Origin of the sequence: Thalassospira lucentensis (assembly GCF_050516545.1) — a bacterium.
Taxonomy (GTDB): domain Bacteria; phylum Pseudomonadota; class Alphaproteobacteria; order Rhodospirillales; family Thalassospiraceae; genus Thalassospira; species Thalassospira lucentensis_C.
In genome coordinates, this window is record NZ_CP191544.1 from 502,501 (window position 1) to 522,149 (window position 19,649).

The window sequence follows — 19,649 nt, forward strand, 5'->3', positions numbered from 1 at the left end:
AAAGGCTTTGCAAAGTCTGGAACACGGGCAGATTGATGCGTTGCTCTCTGATCAGGTATTTGTTGAATCCGCCCTGATCCGGGATGGATATGGCAACAAGATTGACCGCCATTCCATGCCGGTATTTTCCGGTGACATTCATGCAATGTTTTCGCGGGCCACGGTATCGCAAGAAACCGTCGATGATTTCAATATTGCATTGCGCACGGTGCGAAATGACGGGACGCATGACAGCATCATTCAGTCCTTTGTTACCCCGATCCGGTTTGGCATCGCGCTGAGCGGGCGTTGGTTTACTGCCCTTGATATTCTCGGCACTGTGGCCTTTGCCATTTCGGGCGTGCTTCTGGCACGGCGCGAAGGTTACAGCATTTTTGGTGCTTTTGTACTGTCGGCCTTGCCGGGCGTTGGCGGCGGAGTTGTCCGTGACTTGTTATCCGGGCGCGAACCGATAGGCATCATGCAATCTCCCAACGGGATATTGTTGGTGATCGGGACGGTGTTGGCCGGTTACATCATCTATTTCATTTTTGACAGATTACCAAAATCGACAAATGTGCCCAAAGCGGGTCAAGCCGTCGGCCGCAAAAGCCGGTTCCGTCGGATGATGACCATGGGCAATGTGATCGAGACAACCGATGCCATCGGGCTTTCCGCCTTTACCGTCACGGGTGTTTATGTCGCCGTGACGATGAACAGTACCCCGCTTTTATTGTGGGGGCCGTTGCTGGCGATGTTGACCGGGGCAGGCGGCGGGATTATTCGCGATGTGGTTCGGGCAGATCGGAACAACCCGGCACTCAAGACATCGTTTTATGCCGAGATCCCCTTGTTTTGGGGATTTATCCTGTCAGGGTTTTTCTGGCTGCATGGGCATCAGGCCGAAACATCAGACATTTTCTTTGCAGTTGTGATCAATGTCGTCGGGGCGTTTGTCATGCGAATGCTGATCGTGATGTTTGGCCTTAAAAGCCCCCGGTTCTGAGTGCTCGGGCGTCATTCTGCGGCAAGTTCGCTACAGCCTGTTTCGAGCAGCGAAATGACGTGCGGGGCGAATGAGCGCCAAAGATCAAGGCGGTATTCTTCGACGCCATCACGCCAAAGAACGGCCGAGACACCATCAAACACCGTGCGGCGCGCTTCGCCGACCGGGAGTTGATCAAGATCGCGTGGGCAGCCGATTGTCATGAGATCGGTGGCTTTTGAGCCGGTGATATGAATGGCAACTTCGCGGTCTGAAATTTCTGTCAGGCTGTGCGGTGCTTTGGCATATATTTTTTTACAGGCATCCGTGATTTTGGCAGCATGATCTTCAGGGGCCAAGATGGTCCATTCGTCCGGACCAAGGCAGAGAACTTCAAGAAATCCTTTGCGTGTGCATTGGCCGATCTTGGTTGGAAGGGCCGCACCAAGTGCCTTGGACAGGGCAGCTTGCGCATCCGTTCCGGCACGCAGTGAAAAGCGCGCGACGGGGGCGAGAAGTTCAACGCTAAGCGCGGAATTTTTCGCCAGTGTCCGGGCCATATTTAGATCGACATAGGTAGTCATTGCAGTCGTCTCCGTTCATCGGACGGTATTCAAATTGATAAGGTTAGAGCTTTAAACGCGCACCTTCGGGATCGTAAAAGACCGTGCCAGTGATCGTTGCCGTGATTGTGCGATCAGGCATCGGGATATAGACCGTATCGCCGGTTTTCCCATGACCGCCTTCAACCAGGGCAAGTGCGATTGGACGGCCCGCCGCATCGCTGTGATAGGAGGATGTGACATGACCAACCATCTTCATTGGAATGGGCTGGTTCGGATCAAGAACGATCTGCGCACCTTCTTCAAGTTTTGATGTGCCATCTTCGGTCAGAAGTCCGACCAATTGTTTGCGGCCTTCTGCGATCAGATCAGGACGGTTAAGCGCACGCATCCCGACAAAATCAGGTTTGTTCTTGCCAATCGCCCAGCCAGCACCGGCGTCATAGGGGGTTACCGTGCCGTCTGTATCCTGACCGACAATGATAAAGCCTTTTTCAGCACGCAGAACATGCATGGTTTCCGTACCGTACGGGCAGATGTCATATTTCTGGCCCGCCTCAAACAATGTTTCCCAAAGCGCACGGCCATGACGGGCCGTGACATTGATCTCAAACCCCAGTTCGCCGGTAAAGCTGACGCGGAACAGACGGGCAGGGAAACCGGCGAATGTGCATTCGGCAATCGACATATGCGGGAATGCCGCATCGGAAATATCAAGTCCTTCGACAAAGGGTTCAATCAGATTACGTGCGTTCGGACCATTCAGCGCAATGGTCGCCCATTGTTCGGTGGTCGAGGTCAGCCAGACTTTAAGGTCTGGCCATTCGGTCTGCAGGTAATCTTCCATCATGTTAAGAACCCGTGCCGCACCGCCAGTCGTGGTGGTGATGTGGAAACGGTCATCGGTAAGGCGCCCGATCACACCATCATCGCGGATGAAACCGTCATCGCCGAGCAACAGACCATAGCGGGTCCGCCCCGGTGCCAATTTGGTCCATGGGTTGGTGTACATGCGGTTCATGAATTCAACCGCATCGGGGCCAACGACTTCGATCTTACCCAACGTTGATGCGTCAAATATGCCAAGCGACTTGCGCGTTTCGCGGCATTCGCGACGCACGGCACTGTCCATGTCTTCGCCGTCCTTCGGGAAATACCAGGCACGACGCCACAGGCTGACGGGTTCAAACACTGCACCGTTTTCTTCGGCCCAGCGATCAATCGGAGTTTTGCGGGTAACTTCGAAATGGTCCCCCTTATGATAGCCGGCAAAGGCACCAAAGGTGGTCGGGGTATAGGGCGGGCGGAAGGTTGTTAAACCGACTTCCGGCTGTTTTTTGCCAAGGGCATCGGCGGCAATGTTCAGGCCGTTGATGTTTGACATCTTGCCCTGATCGGTTGCCATGCCGTTGGTGGTATAGCGTTTGACATGTTCGATCGAGCGCATGCCTTCACGGACCGCAAGGCGCAAATCCTTGGCCGTCACGTCGTTCTGATAGTCAACAAAGGCGCGCGCCTTGCCTGCATCAAGATCGGTCGGTAATTCGGTGTGGCTTTCGCCCGTACCGGGACGATCATTGGCAACGGTGACTGTTTGGGCTTTTGCCGATTTTCCAAGTGCCTTAGCAGCCTCTGCCCCCATGGCAGCACCATCGTTCAATGCTGTCCCAATGCCCCAAAGACCACGACCGGCACCAGCAATTTGGCAATCCTCGGTGATGCGATCGGGCAGGAAGGTTTGGGTGGCATCATCCCATTTAAGGGATCCCTTGGTGTGGGAAAACAGATGAAGTGTCGGTGTCCAGCCACCACAGATCAGAAGGCTGTCGCACGCGATGGTCTGAGCGGAAAGAACTTTGCCGTTTTCAACCTTGTTCACACGCACTGATTTGATCCGCAGGCGGCCAGATGTGCCCGTGGCGGTATATCCGGCAAGAACCGTGATCCCGTGTGCCGCAGCTTCTTTGACAAGGTCCGCATTCGGTGCTGGGCGGGTATCGATGATGGCCGCGATTTCGGTTCCAGAAGAGGCAAGATCAAAGGCGGCAGACCATGCGCTGTCGTGACTGGTCACAATCACGGCCTTGTTGCCAACGCGGACACCATAGCGGTTCAAATAGGTTTGCGCCGACCCGGCCAGCATCACACCGGGGCGATCATTGCCATCAAACACCAACGGTTTTTCAAGCGCACCCTGTGCCAGAATGACCTGCTTGGCCCGCACGCGCCACATGCGTTCACGCGGAGCACCTTCGACCGGTGTTTCCAAATGATCGGTCAGTTTCTGACACAGGCCAATCATGTTTTGGTGGTAATAGCCAATCGCGGTCGTGCGGGTCATGATCCGCACGCCAAGATCGGTCAGGGCATCAAGTTCGGCGTCGAGCCAATCCCACGCCGGTTTGCCATCAATCGATGCCTGTGGTTCGCTCAGAAGCGTTCCACCCGGTTCCGAATTTTCATCAACCAATGTAACGCGTAATCCGGCCATGGCGGCGGCACGTGCGGATGCCAGACCAGCAGGACCGGCGCCAACGATCAGAACATCGGTATGCAGATAGCGTGATGCATAATTATCAGGGTCAGGTTCACTTGGTGAAACGCCAAGACCGGCCGCCGCACGAATGAACGGCTCATAAACCTTGTCCCAGAAGGACCGCGGCCACATAAAGGTTTTGTAGTAGAACCCGGCGGAAAACAGCCTATAGGCGCGGTCATTGATCGCCCCGATATCAAATTTCAGGCTGGGATATTTGTTTTGACTGTTGGTTTCAAGCCCGTTCCAGATTTCCTGAACGGTTGCGCGTGTGTTTGGTTCGAACTGGCCTTTGCCACGGCGGGTGCCGATCAGCGCATTGGGTTCTTCTGACCCTGCGGCCATCGGACCACGCGGACGGTGGTATTTAAATGAACGTCCCATCAACTGAACGCCATTGGCAATCAGGGCCGATGCAACAGTATCGCCTTCAAGACCCTGATAGGTCGTGCCATCAAAGCTGAATGAAACAGGCCGGTTGTGAAGGACACGGCCACGTCCCGGTACGCGGAAAGTGGTCATTTCGAAGGCTCCTTCATCGCGGCTTCTTTCATCAGGACAGCAAGATCGGGCTTTGGCGCATCGGACTTATAGGTTGTCAGGAAACGATCCGAGACCGTGTCGCGCACAGCATTGAAGAACCGGCCACAGCCATGGGCGTGGCGCCAGCGTTCAAAATGCGGACCTTTGACATTGGTGCGGATGAACAGGAAATCGCGCCATTCGTCATCGGTTTTATCTGCCGGCGTTTCCGGGCGGGCGATATGGGCCTCACCGCCATAGGTGAACTCAAGTTCCGGCAGTGTTTCATCGCAATAAGGGCAATGGATGAGAAGCATGTTCGTTCTCCTCAGTGTGCGACAGCGGCAGCCGCCGCTTCGTCAATCAGGCGGCCAGTTCGGAAACGATCCAGCGTGAAGGGGGCGTTGATATCGTGCGGGGTGCCTTTGGCAACCGTCCATGCAAGGGTATGGGCAGCACCCGGTGTGGCTTTAAAGCCGCCCGTGCCCCAGCCGCAATTGACATAAAGACCCGGAACCGGCGTTGTGCCAAGAATTGGCGAGCGATCTGGCGTAACATCAACAATGCCACCCCATTTGCGCAGCATCCGCATGCGGTTAAAGATCGGGAAAATCTCGCAGATTGCAGCAACCGTATGCTCGATCAGCGGCAGGCCGCCACGCTGTGAATAGCTGGTATATTGGTCGGTCCCGGACCCGATTACGAGCTCACCCTTATCAGACTGACTGATATAGGCATGCACCGTGTTGGACATGACAACGCACGGGAAAATCGGTTTGATCGGCTCGGAGACCAGTGCCTGAAGCGGATAGCTTTCAAGCGGCATGCGCACCCCTGCAGAATCCATCACAACGCTGGTGTGGCCAGCTGCGGATACCGCGACTTTTTTGGCACGGATAAAGCCCTTGGCGGTTTCAACACCCTCGACCGCGCCATCGGGACCCCGGCGAATTGCGGTGACCGGGCAGTTTTGAATGATATCAACACCACGCTGGGACGCACTTCTGGCATAGCCCCAGGCAACCGCATCATGACGTGCGGTTCCCGCACGCATCTGAAGAGCCGCGCCAACGACCGGATAGCGTGCCTCTGGCGAAATGTTCAGCGGAGGGCAAAATTCCTTGGCTTCTTGCGCTGAAAGCCAGCGGTTATCAACACCATTAAGGCGGTTGGAATGAATGTGGCGCTGGAACGATTGCACATCATGAACATTGTGCGCCAACATCAGAACACCGCGGCGCGAGAACATGACGTTATAGTTCAGGTCCTGACTAAGCCCATCCCACAGATCAACCGCGTGGTCATAAAGCTTGGCGCTTTCATCATAAAGATAGTTCGACCGAATGATGGTGGTGTTTCGTCCGGTGTTGCCGCCCCCAAGCCAGCCCTTGTCGATCACCGCAACATTGGTGATACCATGTTCTTTGGCCAGATAATGCGCAGCACCAAGCCCGTGTCCACCGGCACCAACGATGACAACGTCATATTCCGCCTTGGGTTGACTGTCAGGCCATTGCGCCTGCCAGTTCTTTTGGCCTGTCAGCGCATTCTTTAGCAGCGACAAGGCAGAAAAATGCGTCATGGTGAGTGGGCTCCACTGGGTGTCATCAAACTTTTCAATTAGAAGCTATTTTTCGAAATCGTGATTGGATATTTGCGTCACATTCGTTGTAAGTATTTGTCATCTGTTGTGAGGGAAACTGATGACGCCGTCGAAAACGCCAAAATTCCGGGTCGGCTTTATCCTGGCACCCCATTTCACAATTTCTGCCTTTGCCAGTTTTCTTGATGTCTTGCGTTTGGCTGCTGATGACGGTGATCAGTCGCGGCAAATCAATTGCGAATGGCATATCCTATCGCATAATGGCCAGCCGGTGCGATCAAGTTCTGCGGTTGAGGTACGGCCAGACGCCCCTTTGGCCCGTCCGCAAGATTATGATTACATTGTTGTTGTCGGTGGACTTCTCAAGGAGCGGGTTAAAATCGGATCGGAATATATCCGTTTTCTTCGCGATGCAGCAGATCACGGTGTGCCGCTTGTCGGGCTGTGCACCGCTGTTTTCTTGCTGCATGAGGCCGGGCTTCTGGATGGTTATAAATGCTGTGTCAGCTGGTTCCATCACGACGATTTTCTGGAAACATTTGAAGGCATGGTACCGATTTCCGATCAAATCTTTGTGGTTGATCGGGATCGCCTAACTTGTTCTGGCGGGACCAGTTCCGCCCATCTTGCTGCATTTTTGGTCGAACGCCATGTCGGGCGCGCCGCAGCCCAAAAAAGTCTGCATATCATGATCATTGATGAAGTGCAGGTGGCCGAAAAACCACAACCTGGTTTGCCGCTTGAACTGTCCACCCGTGACCCGCTGGTCAGTCGGGCTTTGCGGCGTATTCAACAACGTCTTGATGCACCTGAACCCGCCGAAAGCCTTGCAAAGGCACTTGGTGTCAGCAAACGCAAACTTGAACGCCATTTTCAAAAGGCGCTTAATCTTACGCCGTCAAATGCGGCCATGCGGATCCGCTTGGCACAGGCAAAAATGATGATTGAACGGACTGATCGAACGATTGTCGATATCGCCAACTCAACCGGCTTTTGTGATGCGTCGCATTTCAGCCGGGTGTTTTCAAAGCAGGAAGGGCAGGCGCCTGCCGCCTACCGTCAGGCAAGCAGGCGGGCGCCAACTGATACTTGATTATTGGTCCAGATGGTCCGTAAGCGTTATGAAAAAGGCGCAGTCGTGACAATGACTGCGCCTTTCGAATGCTTAGGCCTTAGTGCTAGCTGCGTGGTTTAAGGTTTTCCGGATCATAAAGCGGCTTGTAACCGATCCCGACAACCTCAACCGGATAGATTTCATCGAAGTAGGATACCGTGAGCTTGCGGCCTTCCTGACAATAATCCCATGGCAGATAGGCAAGGGCGATGTTCTGGCCAATGGTCGGGCCAAAGGCGATGGAGGTCGTGTAAGAACGACGACCAAGTTCATCGATCAATGTTTTACCGGTTTCGGGATCCATGACAGGCAGATTGCCAACCGGATAGCGCGCCACACCCTTGGCGTCGATATTGTCGGTCATGACAAGGGTGCATAGCATGGCGGGTTGATGGTCACGTTCCCGATATTCGACATGCTTTGCCTTGCCGCAGAAATCAGCTTCTTTGACTTTTGGGCGGGACAATGCGGCTTCGAGCAAGTTGTACTGCGTATGAAGGTCCGCGTTTTGCAGGCGCAGAGACTTTTCCAAACGGCGTGAGTTGGCATAGGTTTCAACACCAACAGCCATGACGCCAATTGCGCGCAACGCATCCCAGACGGCAAGGCCGTCTTCATAGCGCATATGCAATTCCCACCCCTGTTCACCGACATAGGAAATGCGGAATGCCGTCACGCTTTTACCCGCAATTTTGATTTCACGGATTGCCGCGAACGGGAAGGCCTCGATGCCTAGGGCTTCCGGGTCTTCAACGACTTTTTGCAGGTTTTCCCGCGCATTTGGTCCCCAGATGCCGATGGTCGTGAAGTCCTCGGTGACATCGGTAATGGTAACATCAAGGCCCTTGTCCATTGCAACACGGCGCATATGGATAAGGTCACGTGGACCGGCATCCGCACCATTCACCAGACGGCAACGGTCTACCATGCGGAACATGGTAAAGTCCGCACGAACCATGCCTTCTTCGTCAAGCATATGGGTATAGATGCCCTTGCCGATATTGGCGTCCCCACCGACCTTGGCAGCGCATAGCCATTCCATCAGTTCGACATGATCGGGACCTTCGATGTTGGTCATGTGGAAATGCGACAGGTTGATGATGCCGCAATCGTCACTCATCGCAAGCTGTTCAGCATTTGATACACGCCAGAAATGGCGGGTATCCCATTCATTTTCACGGACAGGCACGCGGTCAGCATATTTTTCCAAAAGGTGCTCGTTAGACGCATAGCCATGGGCGCGTTCCCAACCGCCCAATTCCATGAAGTAACCACCCAATTCGACTTCGCGCTCATAGAACGGCGAACGACGAATGCCACGCGCATTTGCAAATGGCTCACGCGGATGGACCGGCGGGTTATAGATTTTTTTGGCCGTTTCGTAGCAACGGTCGTAGATGTATTTCTCGTTCAGCTGGAATTCGTTAAAGCGTGAGAAATCAACCGAGTTGTGATCGATATGCGTACGGCCATGGGTCATCCAGTCGGCAATCAACTTGCCCATGCCCGGTCCGTCTTTAATCCAGATGCCAACCGCATACCAAAGACCACGCAGTTTTTGGCTTTCACCCATGGATGGGCCGCCATCGGCAGATGACTGCAAAAGGCCGTTGAACGAATGGCTTTCGTTAAAGCCAAGCTCGGTCAGGATCGGGGTCAGTTCCATTGCCCGTTCAAGCGGCTCGATAACGTCTTCAAGTTCAAGATCGCGCTGGGACGGGGACAGACGTGCCTGATCCTTTTCAAGGATGTCGCGCGGATGCACAAGACGCGGGTTATCTTCGTAATAATAACCCCATTCGATCTGGCCACCTTCCGTGCTTTTGGGATCGCCGGTGTCGCGCATATAGGCCGAATTGCCCTGATCGCGCAAAAGCGGATAGCCGATTTCAACACCGGTACCTTCGAACTGGTTATATGGCCCAAAGAAGGTCAGTGGATGATCAACCGGCATGACAGGTAAGTCTTCACCCGCCATTTCGGCAATCAGACGGCCCCAAAGGCCGGCACAAACAACCACATAATCGGCATGGATTGTGCCACGGTCGGTTTTAACACCGGTAATGCGACCATTTTCCGTGATCAGATCAAGCGCGGATGTATTGGCGAAAATCTTCAACTTGCCAGTTGCTTCGGCCTGATCAATCAGTTTGCCAGCAACGGTTTGCGAGCGCGGTGTGACAAGACCCGCATCAGGGTCCCACAAGGCACCTTGAATTTGATCTTCTTCAAGAAGGGGGAATTTTTCCTTGGCCTCGGAAGCGCTGATGATTTTGACATTGGTGCCAAATGCCTTGCCGGAATCAACGCGGCGTTTGAGTTCTTCCATGCGTTCATCATCGCCGACACGGGCAACTTCAAGGCCGCCGATCCGCGCGTAATGGCCCATCTTTTCATAGAAATCCATGGAATACATGGTGGTCCAGCACGACAAAAGATCGTGGCTGGTGGCATAGCAAAAATCAGATGCATGCGCGGTTGACCCGATATCGGTCGGGATGCCCGACTTATCGATGCCCACAATGTCATCCCAACCGTTTTCAATCAGGTGATGCGTGACCGAAGCCCCGACAATACCGCCAAGTCCGACGATGACGACTTTTGCTTTGTCGGGAAATGCGGCCATTTTTCATTCCTTTTGTTTGAAACAGTCTTGCGCGTGCTGCGCAAAAATCCCAGAATCGCAACTTTAATTGGTAACATGGTTGCGGAGCATCAAGATCGCCCGGACGCAAATCTACTGCGTGGACGGATTTTTGACAGCAGTGGACAAAGTCTTGGCACCATTGCCAAGCGATAAGGTTCTCAGCGGTTCTGGCGATATTCTTAGGCGTAATTATAATTGATAATCTGGCGACTTTTCGTGCGAGACAATAGAATGATTGCGTCAAAGTGAGATTATCGCTACGACAATTATAAGAACATTGGCTGTATTGGAGGCTCGGTTCTCATGAATGCCGACACCCGTCTTGTCACAACGCCGCGTCTTAATGTCGGATTTATTCTGGCAAGACGCTTTACGTTATGCGCATTTGCCAATTTCGTCGATGTTCTAAGACTTGCTGCTGACGAAGGGGATCGCAGCCGACCGATCCTGTGCAACTGGACGGTTCTGTCTGATACAATGGACCCGATCCCATCAAGCAGTGCCATTTCGGTTCAGCCCAAAGAACGCCTCGGCAATCCGCGCCGGTTTCACTATATCGTTGTGGTCGGCGGGCTGATGGATGATGGGCCCAATCTAAGCCCGGCTTATAAAAAATTCCTTCATGAAGCCGCCGAGGCAGGCGTCCCCTTGGTCGGGGTGTGTAGTGGCGCATTCTTACTGCATGAGGCGGGGCTTCTTGATGGTTATAAATGCTGTGTAAGCTGGTTCCATAGCCCAGAAGTTATCGAACAATTTGAAGGTCTTAACACGGTTTCAGATCAAATTTTCGTTGTTGATCGGGATCGCTTGACCTGTTCTGGCGGGGTAAGTGCTGCACATCTTGCCGCCTATCTGGTTGATAAGCATGTTGGTCGCGCACAGGCAAATAAAAGCCTGCATATCATGATCATTGATGATGCCCTTCAAGCCGAAAAACCTCAGCCGGGCATTCCCCTTGATCTTAAAACGCAAGACCCGATTGTGCAGCGTGCCTTACTGATCATGCAGCAAAATATCGATATGCCGGTTTCCGTTCAGGAAATCGCACGTCGGATGGGCAATAGCAAACGTCAGATCGAACGTCATTTCCGGCTTAGTCTCGATACATCACCACAGGCCGCATTCCTGACCATTCGTCTTGATCTTGCCCATCACCTGATCGCGACGGGGCAAAAATCCATTGCCCAGATTGCGGTTGATTGCGGGTTCTGCGATTCATCGCATCTCAGCCGGATGTTTCGCCGGCGCTATGGATGCACGCCACAAGCCCTGCGCAATCCGGCAGAGATCGCACAGGAAGCATAAGCACTGCGAAAAGATGGTTGCAGGTTTCCCTAAGGCTTCGCTGCAGTTAGGAAGCCGTCAAATTTCGACTTCAATATCGGACAAAGGTGTCGAACAGCAGATCAGGATTTTGCCCTGATCAATCTCGCGCTGTCGGATGCCACCGTTATGTTGCATGTCGATATCGCCCGAAATCAGTTTTGATTTACAGGTACCGCAAATTCCGCGCTGACAAGATGACATCGGGCGCAAGCCTGCTTCACGGGCGGCTGAGAGGATCGTCATGCCCGGACTGCATTCCACCACATGCCCGGTTTTGCTAAAGCTGACACGGAATGTCTGATCACTGATTTCTGGTGCAACGGATGCGTATTCTTCAAGCGTTCCGGCAGTTTCAGCCCCGAAGTCGAAACTTTCCTCATAATATTTTTCCATGTCAAAGCCAGCTTCACCGAGCATGTTGCGAACACCCTCCATGAAGCGGCCCGGTCCACAGCAAAAGACTTTGCGATCCTTGAAATCCGGCGACATCAACGACAGCATCGAAAGGCTGAGCCGTCCGGTAAAGCCGGTCCATCGGTGGTGTGCCGCTGCCGTGTCGCAGGTAAATGAAAGCTTTAAGCCCGAATTTTGCGACGCCAGCAGCAACAGCTCGTCATGGAAAATCATGTCTGACGGCGTTCTGGCCGCATGGACGAAATGAAGATCGTATGGTTCTGATAAATCACAGGCTGTGCGCGTCATCGACATCATTGGCGTAATGCCGCTGCCTGCCGAGATGAACAGAAATTTCTCATCCGCCGTGGCATCGGTTGTGAATTCACCACCGGGGCCGGAAACATTCACTTCCTTGCCCGGGATCATATTGTCATGAAGCCAGTTCGATGCCGGGCCACCCGGCACACGCTTGACCGTGATTTCAAGGCGGTAAGGGCGGGCAGCAGACGCCGAAATTGTATAACAGCGCGTCACCATACCTTCGATCGGAAGTTCAAAGGTCATGAACTGTCCGGGATAATACCGAAAGTCGCGGGGTTCGCGGCCCGAAAAGACAAAGGTCTTTACATCATGGGTTTCCTGACGGACCTGTCGGCACACCAGCACGTCGTCATATTCCGGGTCCCAAAGCGGAACACGTGTTGCTTCGGTCAGCATTTCTTCTTGTGTCGTGACACTGGGGGGCGTCGCGTCAGGGCCGTTTTGCTGTGTCATTCTGCAGCCAATTCAGACGTGTTAGAGGCGAAGTGATCATGTAACCGTTTGATATACCAGTCGCAGAATGCTTCGACATGCGGTTCGGTATATTCGGAATAGGGGCCCGGTTCATAAGCAGGGGTCAGCGTGCCAAGCTGGGCAAGGCGGACCAGGTCGGCGTCCTGCTGATTGGTCATCTTCCAGACCTGAAGCAGGTTATCGAGCGAATAATGTTCTCCTTCATGCGCATCCTTATGCACAAGCCAGGTGGTACGCACCAACGTCTTGTCCGGGCTAAGCGGGATCACCGAAAACGTGACGATATGGTCACTCATGAAATGATGCCAGGAATTCGGGTGCGTCCAGAAACTAAGCCCGCCCAACCGTGCATCGGTGAACTTGCCAAGAAGCTTCTTCGAGGCGACCTTGGTATCAAGCGTATGGGATTCACCTTCGCGCATCAGCGGCAGGCGCATGGTGCGGAAACCGGTGACATTTGCCAGGTGATCAGACTCGGCAGAAGGCAGGCCGCAGGATTCCCAATGCTTGTGGTCGTTTTCAAGCATGCTCAGATAATTCTTGATGTCTTCTGAACGGCGTTCGTCGGTTTCATCAGGGGAGAACCCGAACCCGAATTCGGACAACGGAACGGTCAATTGCGGATGGTTGCCTTCGCAGTGATAACACTCGCGATTGTTTTCCAGCGTAAGCTTCCAGTTGCCGTCTTCGATCAGGTCGGACGTATGGGCGACCTTGCAATTGGCGATGTCATGCGGGGCAATATAGGGTTCCATAACCCGCGCCATCTCTTCGATGTCATCGGGCGCATTTTCCGCCAGACAGATAAAGACCAGACCGGCAATGGACCGCACATGAATGGATTTAAGCCCGTGGCAGCTTTTATCAAACCCGGCACCCATATGGTCGGCAAGGATCAGCTCGCCATCTTCGTTATAGGTCCAGCCATGATAGCGACAGACAATGTTGCCAATCGTTGTTGCGCGTTCATCAATCAGGCGCGCGCCGCGGTGGCGGCAGACATTGTGAAACCCGCGAATTTGCATGTCGTCGCCGCGCAGCAAAAGAAGCGAGGCCTGCCCAACCTCGACCGTGACGCAATCGCCCGGTTCCGGGAGCTCTGGCTCGGTTGCGACGAAAATCCAGTGCTGACCAAAAATCACCTCAATGTCGAGATCAAGGATATCTTGCGCGTTATAAAATGGCGCTTCGAGGCTTTTGCCTTTTTCGCGACGGTGCAGGAGTTGTTTAATGTCAGGCATGGTCAAATACCTCGGCTTCTATGTGGCGCCTGAAAAGGGGCAGTGCAGAGCGCAACTTCCGCAGCAGATCCTTAGCGTCTTATGGAACAAGTATACATTCTTGTCGTTCAACCTTCCTAATTTTTGATCAGAAAGGGTTTGGACGCGTTACAGCCAAGTTGGCCGAGGTATTGGACAGACAGGATACAATGACGTCGACCTGAAAGCAGGTCGTGATTGATCTTTCGCCGCGCGATCATCGATCAGGGGGCGATATGCGTTTCGACAGGATGCAAAACACATATATTCAGTCACGTGCCAAGCACTGTCGGCGTCATGGGCTGTCTCTCTCACCCAAAATCTCCCTAATCGTCGTCGGCAGGTAGCCTGCTCTTTGATCGCCAAACGCGAAGGTTTGACAATCCGAAAATCTATTTCGGAATGATCTTTAGGTGGCAGAAATGTTAAGTCAAATGTGCAGTAGGTTTGCGACGCTGTGCTGTATTGTGCGACCAAAAGGCACAATAGCCATGACTTTGACGTCAGTTCAGAGTGTTGGTTTGGTGCTTAATGTCGGTAGATGACCAGATCGTAAGGTCAGGCGAAAGGCGGCAGAAAGCAATTGGACTCGTAAAGTCTTTGCCTTCTGCCAGGGCCCTGTTGTTACTTGGACCGGGTCAAAAACATCGGCCCGCCTTTATGCCTTGGGAAGCCGTATCCATTGATCATGACAACGTCGATGGCATCGGGACTGTTGGCAATGCCTTCTGCCAATATCTTGTCGCCTTCGTTTCGCATGGCCGACAGGATGGTTTCGATGATTTCGTCATGGGTGAAATTGCGGCGCGTGATGCCTTTTTTTGCGGAATCGGCAATGACCAATGCGTCAACATCTGCGTCTGGTTGGGCCTTGCCGGTTTCGTCATAACGATACCAGCCAAGGCCGTTCTTTTTGCCAAACCGTTCCATTTCGCACAGATAATCGCCAAGAGCGACGTAGCGTTCAGACGGATCACGGAAGGGGGCCAGGCGTTTGCGGGTGGCCCATGAAATTTCAAGGCCGGCCATATCCTGCATGGCAAACAGCCCCATCGGGAAACCAAACGCCACCATCGCATCGTCAATCTGATGGGGAAGGGCGCCATCTTCGAGCATGTATTCACAATGTTTGCGATAGGCCGACATGATCCGGTTGCCGATAAAGCCATCACACACTCCGCACGGCACGGCAATTTTGCCAAGCTTACGGGCAAAGGCAAAGGCGGTCGCAAGGCTTTGGGCATCGGCCTTGTCGGTGCGGACGATTTCAAGAAGTTTCATGATATGGGCGGGCGAGAAGAAATGAAGCCCGATCACCCGCGCAGGGTTAACGCATTTCACCGCAATCTCGTTGATATCAAGATATGAGGTGTTCGATGCCAGAACCGCTGTGGGTTTGCAGTAAAGAGAGAGTTTGCCAAAGACATCATGTTTGACAGACATGTCTTCAAAGACCGCTTCAACCACAAGATCGGCATTGCCCAGATCGGCATAATCCATGCTGGTTGAAAGCGATGCCATCAAGCTATCAAACCGTTCCTGACTGATCAGGCCGCGCTTAAGACTCCCAGTAAGGTGCTTTTCAACAGTTGCGTGTCCAGTTGCGCAGGCATCTTCGTTGCGTTCAATGATCTTGACTTTGAACCCGGCCAAAAGCGAGGCGGTTGCAATGCCAGCCCCCATGATGCCGCCGCCAATGACGCCAATTTCTGAAAGAGTGTTGGGTTTAACCCCATCAAGGTCAGGAAGTTTGCCAACGGATCGTTCGGCAAAGAATATGTGACGCAGGGCTTTGGACTGATCACTGTCGCGAAGCTCAACAAACTTTTCGCGCTCATGCAGAAGGCCAGCCTCTGCTCCCTGTTCGATCCCGGTGCGAATGGCGGTTGCGGCGATCTGTGGGGCAATCTGACCGCGGGCCTTCTTTGTGACGGCGGCAAAAGTTTCTTGCCATTGATCATCGCTAAGGGTGTCAACAGGTGCGCGGTCCACAAGGGGGGTCGGGCAGGGTTGATCGATAATGGTTTTGGCAAAATCCTTGGCCGCATCGATCAATTCGCCATGGGCAATGGCATCAATCAGGCCCATATCATTTGCCGCTGAGGCCGAAACCGGTTTGCCACCTGTGATCAGGGAGATGGCATTTTCGGTCGAGATCAGGCGTGGTAAACGCACTGTGCCGCCCGCGCCGGGGATAAGACCAAGATTGACTTCCGGCAGGCCAAGTTTGGCAGATGTGTCGGCAATCCGGTAATGACAGCCCAAGGCAACTTCAAGCCCGCCGCCCAAAGCATGGCCGTGGATCGCGGCAATAATCGGTTTTGTCGATGCTTCCAGACGTTTGATCACATCGGGTAGGATCGGATTCTTGGGCGGTTGGCCAAATTCGCTCACATCCGCACCGGCGATAAAGGTTTTGCCGTCACATATCAGGATGGCCGCTTTGATCGCTGCATCCTTTTCGATCTTATCAAGGGCATCGACCAACCCGGCCCGGACCGAATGGCTGGTGGCATTGATGGGGGGATTGTTAATCGTGATGACGGCAACATCATCGGCAAGGGTTAGCGTGACGGTCGCCATATCAAATGTCCTCCGGATTGATCGGGGTGAGAAGACAGGCGGTTAAATCAGAGTCCGGATCGGCCAGATCGGCAATGACATCAAAGTGATGTTTATCGGGAGCGTGAACCGCACGGGTGGAGGCACCCAGCCCGGTCCAGATATTGGCAAGAAGATCATTTTGACGCACAAATTCAGGGCGCTCATCCGCACCGACCCAGCAGGTGATCGAACATGGAAGAGTGGGGCGCAGAAGGGCTGCACTTTCAACAACTGCTTCGTCGGCATCAAGCCCCAGAACATCATTCATCGATGTTTGCAAAAGCGGTCGCAGATCATGAAGGCCGCTGATGGAAACTGTGTTTTCCACACGTGCAAGGATTGCCGGCGACAGTGGGGACGTTTCACTGACCATGCGGCTGACAAGATGTCCACCTGCGGAATGGCCGGCCAGATGAACGGGACCTGAAATCCGTTTGGCGGCGTGGGTGATGGCGGTTGCGACCTGACGGGTGATTTGCGACAGACGTGCATCGGGTGCCAGGACATAACTTGGCATGCAAACCGCCCATCCCTTGGCAACCGCACCATGGGCAAGATGTGACCAGTTTGATTTATCAAACGCCTTCCAATAGCCGCCATGGACAAACACAACAAGGCCCTTGGGCGTGCCGTCAGGCAGGAACAGATCATATTTTTTGCGGGGTCCATCGCCATAGGCAATGTCAAGCTCGGCCCGGTTGGCGTTCAAAAGCGTTTCGCGAAACTGACCGGATTGCTTGGCCCACATGCCCGGATATGATCCGGCATCCGCAATGTAATCGCCATTGGCATAAGCATCGTCCCAGTCGGTAATCATATGATGGTCTTCCCTGACGTCGATTTGGTTGTGTGCCCGATGCCGCGTGCGAGCGATGAGCACAGAATGTTTATAAGCCAAATTCTAGGCAAATTCGCAGATATTTCAAACTCAAAATATTTATGCTTGAAATAAAACAATTCGAGGCGTACCGTTTTATCAGTTTCCCGAAACAACCAAACAAATCAGGAAGGGAAAAGCTGGTGAGAGTAGCTTGTCTGGGTGGTGGTCCTGCGGGGCTGTATTTTGCAATATCAATGAAATTGGGTGATCCCGCGAATGACGTCGTGGTGATCGAGCGCAACAAGCCTGACGATACGTTTGGCTGGGGCGTTGTGCTGTCTGACGAGACTCTTACGAACCTTGCTGAAAACGACGCCAAAAGTGCCGAAGCCATTCGGGCGCATTTTTCCTATTGGGATGATGTTGCGGTTGAGTATCGCGGTGAAAAGACCATTTCGACAGGCCATGGTTTTTGTGGCATCGGGCGCAAAAAACTTCTGATTCTTTTACAAGCCCGTGCGCGTGAATTGGGTGTTGAGCTGCGCTTTGAAACCGAAGCACAAAGTGCATCGGTTTATGCCAAGGAATATGACCTTGTCGTTGCTTGTGATGGTCTGAACTCAAAAACCCGCACCGAATTTTCCGAGCAGTTCAAACCCGATATCAATAACCGAAAATGCAAATTTGTCTGGTTGGGAACCCATCAGAAATTTGATGATGCCTTTACCTTTATCTTTGAAGAAACCGACAAAGGCTGGGTTTGGGCGCATGCCTATCAGTTTGATGATGAAACAGCGACCTTCATTGTCGAATGCTCGCAGGAAACGTGGGATGCCTTTGGCTTTGGCGAGATGAGCAAAGAAGACTCCATCGCAACCTGCGAGGAAATCTTCAAAAATCATCTGGGCGGCCATAACCTGATCAGCAACGCGCACCATGTCCGTGGTTCAGCCTGGATCAGCTTCCCGCGTGTGCTGTGTGAAAGCTGGTCGCATGACAATATCGTGCTGATGGGGGATGCTGCGGCGACTGCCCACTTCTCGATCGGGTCGGGCACCAAATTGGCGCTTGAAAGTGCGATTGCGCTGGCAAACTATCTGCATTCCGAACCGGATTTGAAATCTGCCTTTGGCAAATACGAAGACGAACGCCGTCTTGAAGTGCTGCGCCTGCAATCGGCTGCACGCAATTCGATGGAATGGTTCGAAGAAATTGAACGGTATTTTGATTTCGATCCCGTCCAGTTCACCTATTCCCTGCTGACCAGATCCCAACGCATCAGCCACGAAAACCTGCGTGTCCGCGATGCCAAATGGCTTGGGCAAGCAGAAGGCTGGTTCCAGCGTAAGGCAGGTGTTCCTGCAAATGAACCGGTGCGCCATCCGATGTTCGTGCCATTCAAATTGCGCGATATGGATTTGAAGAACCGCATCGTTGTATCGCCAATGGCCCAGTATAAGGCGGTTGATGGTTGCCCGACCGATTGGCATCTGGTGCATTATGCCGAACGGGCCAAAGGTGGTGCCGGGCTGGTTTATACCGAGATGACCTGTGTATCGGCCGATGGTCGCATCACGCCCGGCTGTCCGGGGCTGTATGATGGATCGCACGAACAGGCATGGAAACGCATTGTCGATTTTGTTCACAGCGAAACCGATGCCAAGCTTTGCATGCAGATTGGTCATTCCGGGCGTAAGGGGTCGACCCAGCTTGGTTGGGAAGAAATGGACGCACCGCTTGTTGATGGTAACTGGCCGCTTTTGTCGGCATCTGCCATTGCATGGTCGGATCGGAATGCGACACCAAAGGCAATGACACGCGACGATATGGACATGGTCCGGGATCAGTTTGTGTCTGGTGCTAAGATGGCTGATCGTGCCGGGTTTGACATGATCGAAGTCCATGCCGCCCATGGTTATCTTCTGTCATCCTTCATCAGCCCGGTCAGCAATATCCGCACTGATGAATATGGCGGGTCACTTGAAAACCGCATGCGTTATCCGCTTGAAGTTATCAATGCGGTGCGTGCCGCGTGGCCTGCGCATAAACCGTTATCTGTTCGTATTTCGGCCAATGACTGGGTCGGGGATGCTGGTGTGACACCCGAAGAAGCGGTTGAAATTGCCCGTATTCTTAAGGCCAATGACGTTGACATTTGTGATGTCTCGGCCGGTCAGACGACCAAGGAAGCCCGCCCGGTTTATGGTCGGATGTTCCAAACGCCGTTCTCTGATCGTATTCGCAACGAAGCCAAGATTGCGACCATGGCGGTTGGTAATATTTACGAACCTGATCACGTTAACTCGATCCTGATGGCCGGGCGTGCCGATCTTGTGTGTCTGGCCCGTCCGCATTTGGCCAATCCGTACTGGACGTTGCATCAGGCAGCGACCCTTGGCAGCCAGACACAAAACTGGCCGGCCCCCTATTACCCGGGTCGGGATCAGATGCACCGCCTGGCCGAGCGGGCTGAAACCATGACCGGAAAGGTATAAGCACC

General features: G+C 53.4%; 13 protein-coding genes (1 of these 13 running past the window's edge). 4 read left to right on the forward strand and 9 right to left on the reverse strand.

Annotation, left to right across the window (positions count from 1 at the left end; genetic code table 11):
• A protein-coding gene (locus ACQ0MK_RS02195) for a TRIC cation channel family protein (protein ID WP_430474631.1) crosses the window boundary here: on the forward strand, nt 1-985 show its 3' portion. The gene continues 602 nt to the left of window position 1, outside the view; 985 of the gene's 1,587 nt are visible here — the last part of the coding sequence; its start codon lies beyond the left edge, outside the window; it ends in the stop codon at nt 983-985.
• Nucleotides 986-996: 11 nt separating this feature from the next.
• Here the strand turns inward: ACQ0MK_RS02195 and ACQ0MK_RS02200 are convergent, their stop codons facing one another.
• From ACQ0MK_RS02200 to ACQ0MK_RS02215, 4 genes are read right to left on the reverse strand one after another with little or no spacing between them, the layout of a single operon-like run.
• Complete coding sequence (locus ACQ0MK_RS02200) at nt 997-1,548, reverse strand: sarcosine oxidase subunit gamma (protein WP_430474632.1); 552 nt, start codon at nt 1,546-1,548, stop codon at nt 997-999.
• Between the two features lie 43 nt (nt 1,549-1,591).
• A complete protein-coding gene (locus tag ACQ0MK_RS02205; protein WP_430474633.1) occupies nt 1,592-4,585 on the reverse strand; it encodes a sarcosine oxidase subunit alpha in 2,994 nt (997 codons plus the stop codon).
• Entirely contained in the window at nt 4,582-4,902 is a 321-nt protein-coding gene (locus ACQ0MK_RS02210) for a sarcosine oxidase subunit delta (protein ID WP_430474634.1), read from the reverse strand. Before ACQ0MK_RS02210 ends, ACQ0MK_RS02205 begins: the two co-directional genes overlap by 4 nt.
• 11 nt (nt 4,903-4,913) lie before the next feature.
• Nucleotides 4,914-6,167, reverse strand: a complete 1,254-nt coding sequence (locus tag ACQ0MK_RS02215; protein ID WP_430474635.1) for a sarcosine oxidase subunit beta family protein — start codon at nt 6,165-6,167, stop codon at nt 4,914-4,916.
• A 121-nt stretch (nt 6,168-6,288) separates the two neighbouring features.
• Between ACQ0MK_RS02215 and ACQ0MK_RS02220 the strand changes: the two genes are divergently transcribed.
• A complete protein-coding gene (locus ACQ0MK_RS02220; RefSeq protein ID WP_430474636.1) occupies nt 6,289-7,281 on the forward strand; it encodes a GlxA family transcriptional regulator in 993 nt (330 codons plus the stop codon).
• A gap of 85 nt (nt 7,282-7,366) precedes the next feature.
• Here the strand turns inward: ACQ0MK_RS02220 and ACQ0MK_RS02225 are convergent, their stop codons facing one another.
• The gene (locus ACQ0MK_RS02225; protein WP_430474637.1) at nt 7,367-9,928 is read right to left on the reverse strand and encodes a GcvT family protein; all 2,562 of its coding nucleotides are present in this window, start codon (nt 9,926-9,928) and stop codon (nt 7,367-7,369) included.
• A gap of 324 nt (nt 9,929-10,252) precedes the next feature.
• Between ACQ0MK_RS02225 and ACQ0MK_RS02230 the strand changes: the two genes are divergently transcribed.
• A complete protein-coding gene (locus ACQ0MK_RS02230) occupies nt 10,253-11,254 on the forward strand; it encodes a GlxA family transcriptional regulator (protein WP_430474638.1) in 1,002 nt (333 codons plus the stop codon).
• A gap of 57 nt (nt 11,255-11,311) precedes the next feature.
• On the opposite strand, the gene ACQ0MK_RS02235 is transcribed toward ACQ0MK_RS02230, so the two are convergent.
• The 4 genes from ACQ0MK_RS02235 to ACQ0MK_RS02250 form a co-directional block, all read right to left on the reverse strand.
• Nucleotides 11,312-12,445, reverse strand: coding sequence for an FAD-binding oxidoreductase (locus ACQ0MK_RS02235; RefSeq protein WP_430474639.1), 1,134 nt, complete (start codon nt 12,443-12,445; stop codon nt 11,312-11,314).
• A complete protein-coding gene (locus ACQ0MK_RS02240) occupies nt 12,442-13,707 on the reverse strand; it encodes an aromatic ring-hydroxylating oxygenase subunit alpha (protein WP_430474640.1) in 1,266 nt (421 codons plus the stop codon). Before ACQ0MK_RS02240 ends, ACQ0MK_RS02235 begins: the two co-directional genes overlap by 4 nt.
• Nucleotides 13,708-14,349: 642 nt before the next feature.
• A complete protein-coding gene (locus tag ACQ0MK_RS02245) occupies nt 14,350-16,308 on the reverse strand; it encodes a 3-hydroxyacyl-CoA dehydrogenase NAD-binding domain-containing protein (protein ID WP_430474641.1) in 1,959 nt (652 codons plus the stop codon).
• A 1-nt stretch (nt 16,309) separates the two neighbouring features.
• On the reverse strand, nt 16,310-17,146 hold the full coding sequence (locus tag ACQ0MK_RS02250; RefSeq protein WP_430474642.1) for an alpha/beta hydrolase: 837 nt from the start codon (nt 17,144-17,146) through the stop codon (nt 16,310-16,312).
• 203 nt (nt 17,147-17,349) lie between these two features.
• Between ACQ0MK_RS02250 and ACQ0MK_RS02255 the strand changes: the two genes are divergently transcribed.
• Nucleotides 17,350-19,644: a bifunctional salicylyl-CoA 5-hydroxylase/oxidoreductase gene (locus tag ACQ0MK_RS02255; RefSeq protein ID WP_430474643.1), complete on the forward strand. Its 2,295-nt coding sequence runs from the start codon at nt 17,350-17,352 to the stop codon at nt 19,642-19,644.
• The last annotated feature ends 5 nt before the right edge of the window (nt 19,645-19,649 follow it).